This is a genomic window from Longibacter sp., from assembly GCF_051155795.1.
Lineage (GTDB): Bacteria > Bacteroidota > Rhodothermia > Rhodothermales > Salinibacteraceae > Longibacter.
In genome coordinates this window covers 1-5,723 of sequence record NZ_DAXETW010000039.1, presented here as the reverse complement: position 1 = coordinate 5,723, position 5,723 = coordinate 1, and the positions used below count along the sequence as shown (strand labels likewise).

General features: G+C 62.5%; 3 protein-coding genes. All 3 read right to left on the bottom strand.

All coding sequences use genetic code 11. The features are described from left to right. Positions 1-180: 180 nt before the first annotated feature. The 3 genes from ACFCU0_RS05225 to ACFCU0_RS05215 all read right to left on the bottom strand — a co-directional run bounded on the left by ACFCU0_RS05225 (position 181) and on the right by ACFCU0_RS05215 (position 4,628). Entirely contained in the window at positions 181-1,509 is a 1,329-nt protein-coding gene (locus ACFCU0_RS05225) for a DUF4856 domain-containing protein (RefSeq protein ID WP_434972611.1), read from the bottom strand. A gap of 239 nt (positions 1,510-1,748) precedes the next feature. After that, a complete protein-coding gene (locus tag ACFCU0_RS05220; RefSeq protein WP_434972610.1) occupies positions 1,749-4,316 on the bottom strand; it encodes a TonB-dependent receptor domain-containing protein in 2,568 nt (855 codons plus the stop codon). A gap of 108 nt (positions 4,317-4,424) precedes the next feature. After that, complete coding sequence (locus ACFCU0_RS05215; RefSeq protein ID WP_434972609.1) at positions 4,425-4,628, bottom strand: hypothetical protein; 204 nt, start codon at positions 4,626-4,628, stop codon at positions 4,425-4,427. Between the last annotated feature and the right edge of the window lie 1,095 nt (positions 4,629-5,723).

Genomic DNA, 5,723 nt, shown 5'->3' with positions numbered 1-5,723 from the left:
CGGCGAGTAGAGTACGTATCGCAATTCTGTGCAGACAACCCGAAGAGTTCTGCTAAACGCCAACCGCACCCCACGATAATGACAGCCCTCCCCTGCCGGAGCAAGGGAGGGACCGTCAGCCAAATCAACGGGTTGCGAGACGGCCAGTCGAACGTGCACTGGGTCCGTCCCACAGTCGATCTACCAGTTGTTCATGTTGGCATCATCGAAGCCGTAGGCGCTCTGGATGAGCGTCTTGGCGTCGTTGATGTCCGTGAGGACCTGTGCCTTGGTTTTGCCGTACGGCGGGGCGCCACCGAGGATCTGGTGGAGCGATTCGAGCTCCGAATCCGAGATCTTCTTGTCGGGGTTGTACTGAAGCGCCCACGCAAACGGCTTCGCTTCGCCCCAGTGCTCGTTGAAGGACGCCGCGCCGTCATCGCCGAGGGCCGCGCGCGTCACCTCGTCGTCGGCCGCGAGGCCGGCCACGTCGCTCTCCATGGCATTCAGGTAGTGCACCACGTTCGAGGCGACGAGGTCGTCCCAGGTGGACCGGGCGTCGGCCGCGTGGCCTCGGATGTTTTCGATCGACTCCTGGTTAATGATCGCCGTCCGTCCCTCACGGAAGGTTTCGAACAGGCGAATGTGGAAATTGATGTCGTTGACGGTGCCGCGGTCAACCGAGTAGTCGGCCCAGGTATGGACGAACTCGCTCGAGAGGTCGATCTCGCCGTCACCGTTGCGGTCGGATGCTTTCGCCACGAGGCCGTCGGCGTCGTAGTACACGCCGGACTCGCTGAAGTCACGGGCGGCGCCGTAGTAGCCGTAGGCTTCGTCCCAGACGTGGCCCATCGTGGTGTACGGCTTGTCGCCGTCCCGCGTGTTGGGCGACGTCTCCTGCGTCAGAACATCGTCGAGGTACTTGGCCGTGCCCTGCGAGTAGGCGACCGCGCCGAGAAGCAGCTTGTTAACGATCTGGCCCATGTCAACCCCTTCGGCCGTAGTGTAAGCGTCCGGTGCCGTCTGGCCGTTATCGTAGTTCTCGGCAATGTCCGCAATGTAGGAGCGGATGACGTCGTCCGCCGTTGCGTCCGCGTCGAAGCCAGCAACGTCTCCGATGCCGATCAAGGCGACGTCGGAGTACGAAGCGGTGGCTTTTCCGGACAGGCTCTTACCCGTCGCAATCTCCGCATAGGTGGACTGTGCGGGGTTCGGGTCGGTCGAAAGGAGGATGGCGAGGTTCTGGGCGTCGTACTCGTACCGATCCAGAAGGTCGGCCTCCGTCGGAATGCCGGCCCGCTGATCGGTCAACGTCTTGATGTCAGCGATAAGGAGATTTCGCGTCACCTGTCCCGGGTAGGCAACCGCGCTTCCCCCCTCCACAAACCGGCTGGAAAAGGTATACGTGGCCGGGACGTCGATCCGGTCGTTTCCTCCATCGTCGTCGCTCATGGAGTCGGTGCTATCGCACCCGGTCAGCATGAGGCCGACCAGGAGAAAGGGTACTAAGAGAAACGAAAAACGTCGCATAAGATGCAGTTTGTCGTGCGTGTACAGGAAGTAAAGCGATGAACCGCGGCATGGACCGCGATGATGGAGCAGGCAATCGCGGTCGCGACGAGCAACCGCTCAGACTGAAAGCATGGGTAGAGGATCAAGCGAGCGAGGTCAACCAGGCAACCACAGCACCGACGAAAAGGGAAGCCACGCCGCCATTCACCATTCGACCCTCACCAATCGACACTCACCAATCGACACTCACCCTTGCACTAAAAGTCGTACGTGATGGAGAGATTGGCCTGTCGGCGGGCGCCGGGGATGATCCCGGTGCTGAGGCTGGCGTCGCGCTGGCGCGGATTCGAGTGAACGCGCGATCCGATGTAGACTTCGTCCGTCAGGTTTTTCCCCGTGACCTGGACGCGTAGCGCATCGGTCACGTCGTACCGCACGCCGGCGTTGAAGAGGGTGTTGGAAGGAACCGGGCCGCGCTCGCCATGGCTGGGCGGCGCTCCGGGCTGGTTGACCGGCAGGTTCTCCAGGTCGGTAAAGAACGCGCCGCGGTACTTCGCGTCGGCGTAGAGCATCAGTCCGAGCCGGTCGAACGTCTTCGACAGTCGGACGGTCGCTGTGTGATTGGGCGCTGCCGGGAGGTCGTTGCCGCTGATGTCGACGACGCCCGTCTGTAACGCTGCCGGGATGATCCCCTGAACAACCTGCGACTGCAGATACGTGTAGGTGGCATCGACCCGCGGCAGCCAGGTCGCATATGCGCCGAAGTCGAGCGATCCCTGCGTTTCGACGCCGTAGCTTTCGACCACGCCGAGATTTTGCTGAAACGCCGTGCGTCCGCCAACGAGGTCTTCGACGTACAGGTAGAATCCGGCCACCTCAAACTGGGCGGTGCCGGACCGGCCCCGCAGGCCGAGCTCCGAATTCCAGCTTTTCTCGGCTCGCAGATCGAATCCGGTATCATCACCGGGCAATGCACTCGGCGGCTCGAAGCCGACGATCTGGAAGGTGGCGCTCGACGGAGGGGTGTAGCCGCGATGAATGCCGCCGAAGAGCCAGAGCCGGCTGTCGGCAAGGCCAGGCCCGAGGTCGTAGCGTCCGAGGTCGAGGTTGAACCCGAAGCTCGGGAGGGGCACGACGCTCGTCTTGTCGTCATACGTCGAGCCCGCAAGCCGGTCGATCCGGGACTGCTCGAAGACCTCCAGGCGGAAGCCGGGCGTCAGGCGAAGCGGCCCCCACTGGACTTCCTCCTGGGTAAAGAGGGCCAGCGCAATTGTCTCGTAGGTCGAGCTTCCGCCGACGATCTCGATCGACTCGGGGTCCGACGGGTCGCCGCGGAAGAACACGCCCTCGCGTCTGCCAACCTCGTCGCTGATCTTTCGGTCGTCGCGAAACCGTTCCCAGTGCACGCGGCCACCGATCTCGAGGTTGGACGGCTGCCCGAATACGTCGTGGTCGATTTCAAGCGACTGCTCAATGCCACCGACGTAAAACCGGCGCTCGTTGCCGAAGTACGGGCCGGTCAGGTCGCCTTCCACGGCATCGCTGATCCCGACGCGAACGAGCGGGCCCGGCGTCGACGGGGAAACCGGCTCGGCGTCGATGTTCGGGTCTTCGTACTCGTCGGCACGAACAAACACATCTTTCTCCCGCCACCACGGCCGATCGAACACGTTCGCGTATGCTGTCGTCGTCGCGTCAACGCGTTCGTTGAACCGCCGCTCGTAGATGGCGCTGACCGATGCCCGGAAGATGCGATAGAAATCGTCGTCTTTTGGGTTAAAGTCCGGATCGCTGGCGAGGGAATAGGGCGTCAGACCGGTGTATGTCGCGTTCAGCCGCTCGTAATCCACGTTGGCTTTCACGTAGATGGAGCGGGCCGATCCGATCGTCGCCTGCAGCTTGGCGGTGCCGTTAAACTGAATGAAGTCGTTGTTTTCGCGAAAGCCGTCGCCCCGCTTGAAGAGAGCCTGCACCTGTGGGCGGACATCGTCCGAGCCGAACCCGCCGAACTCGGCGAACGCGCTGGCATAGCGGTTCATACCGCCGGTCAACTTCACCGTCCCGCCGGGACTCGTGCGACGAGGGCGACTCGTCACGTAGTTGATGACGCCCGCCATCGTCTGCGGTCCATGCCGAACCGAGGATGACCCCTTGATCACCTCCACCTCCCGGATCCGCTCGATCGGCGGATTATAGTAGAGCGGGGAAAACACGTACGGTGCCGGCTGGATCGGGACGCCGTCCTCCATCACGAGGACGCGCTGCGTTCGCCGCGGCTGCAGCCCGCGGATGCCGACCGACATGCGCGTCTGCCCCATCCCATCGTCCGCCAGGCCGTAGACGCCCGGAACGTACGACAGCGCTTCCTGCATGCCAATGGGATCGATGCGCTGGATGGCAGCGGCGTCGACCTTCGTCATGGCCCCCGCCAGCGCGGTGCGTGCCTCCTCGGTCGTTCCGGTAATCTCCACGCCGGCGAGGGCGACCGTCGACCGCTCCATCGCAACCGGCACGTTCGTCGTCCGCCCGATGGTGACGTCCACGGTTCGGGTCGCGGTGAGATAGCCGACGAAGCGCACCTGCAGCGTCACGGTGCCTGCCGGAACGCTTTCGATCACGAAGCGCCCGTCGTTGTCCGTTGTCGTGCCGCGCATGCGGCGGGCGTCCTCGAGCCCGACCGTGGCTCCGGCCAGCGGCTCTCCGTCGCTTTCTGCGACGACCTGACCTTCGATCTGTCCGACCCCGTCGCTCTGCGCGAGAACGGGGTGGTGATTTAGACTAACTATAAACAGTACGGCCAGGAGGAGCCGGCTGTGGGCAAGCATAAACAGCGGGTGGATTGGTAAAACGACAGCCTGTCGGCAGGACGACAACCTCGGTGGGTTCACCGTGACCGGTCGTACCGAGCGTGGGGTCAAACGATGGGGTCGCCTCTAAAACGTCTCCGGATTCGACGCCGCCTCGGTGGAGTCGCCCGGTGCGAACTGGTTGATCACTCCGTAGCTTCCCCCTCCGTCATCGGAAGGGCCTTCCGGGCCGAGAACGGGATCATCCGAACAACCGGTGAGGAGCAGTGCCGTCACGAACAGGGCCATACTCAAAAAGGCGACGGCAGAACGTATAAACGAATGAATCACGGGCGCTAGCGGCTTTTCACTATTTGGACCAGTTCTATATAAGACGATTCTCGGGTCCAATCAAGCGCTCGCGTCGGCTCAGTGTGAAGAAGAACACAAAGCGGGGAAAGGGAGAAAGGGTGCGGGGGGAAGGGGTGTGAGGTTTGGGGGCTGGGTTCGCGGGTTACGTAGGTGCATTTGGACATCTGCGTTCGCGTAAGACACGAACGTGGCTGAACTGCTTGTAGGTGGCACCCCGTCCAACGCCGACCGTTTGCCCCGCCGGCCGTGCGGTCCGGTATGGGAAGAGGAGAGCGTGGGGGAAAGGGTGAGAGGGAGAAAGGGTGAGCGGGTACATTGCGACTCTCCGTGCCAACATCCAGCGTGACCAACACCGTTGTTTCCCCGGCCTTGCGCGATCCGGCGAACCAGGCGGCGAAGCGAAGGCGCGAAAAGAACGAATCGCTGTCTGAGCCCACCCCGCGGGCGAGTCCACGGGATGACCCTCCGGGCCCTTCCGATTCGTTCCGCGCCAAAGCGCAGCCGCCCGCCGGAGCGCGGTAGACGGGTGGGTTTTTTGCGTCTCGTTTTTTGCCCAGTCAAAAAATGAGACAGAGGGAGGACACCTCTCCCTCTCCTTAGCGCCGATTTTTGGCTTGACCCGGTACGGCGGTGTGAACGTGTGAAGGTGTGAAGGCCTGAAGGTACGGAGGTGCGCTGGGGGAAACGTCCGTAGGTCTGTAGGTTCTCGCGATCCTGGCGATGGCGCTACAGTCCGGATCATCATGTAGTGCCCCCGGCCTTGCGCGGTTCGTCGGCTTGAGTGCGGAGCCGAAGCCACGATGAGAACGAATTCCTGTCTGAGCCCGCAGAGCGGGCGAGTTTGAATTCGTTCCGTGGCGAGAGGCGTAGCGCTAGACGAAGCGCGGTATGACGGGCGACGGGAGCGAAGCGAGCTAGTGCCGGTTTGGTGCGACTTTTTTTGCGGCTCGTTTTTTTGGTCGCTCAAAAAAATGAGCCATGAAGGATCGACAACACCTCTCCCTCTCCTTAGCGCCGATTTTTGGCTTGACCCGGTACGGCGGTGTGAACGTGTGAAGGTGTGAAGGCCTGAAG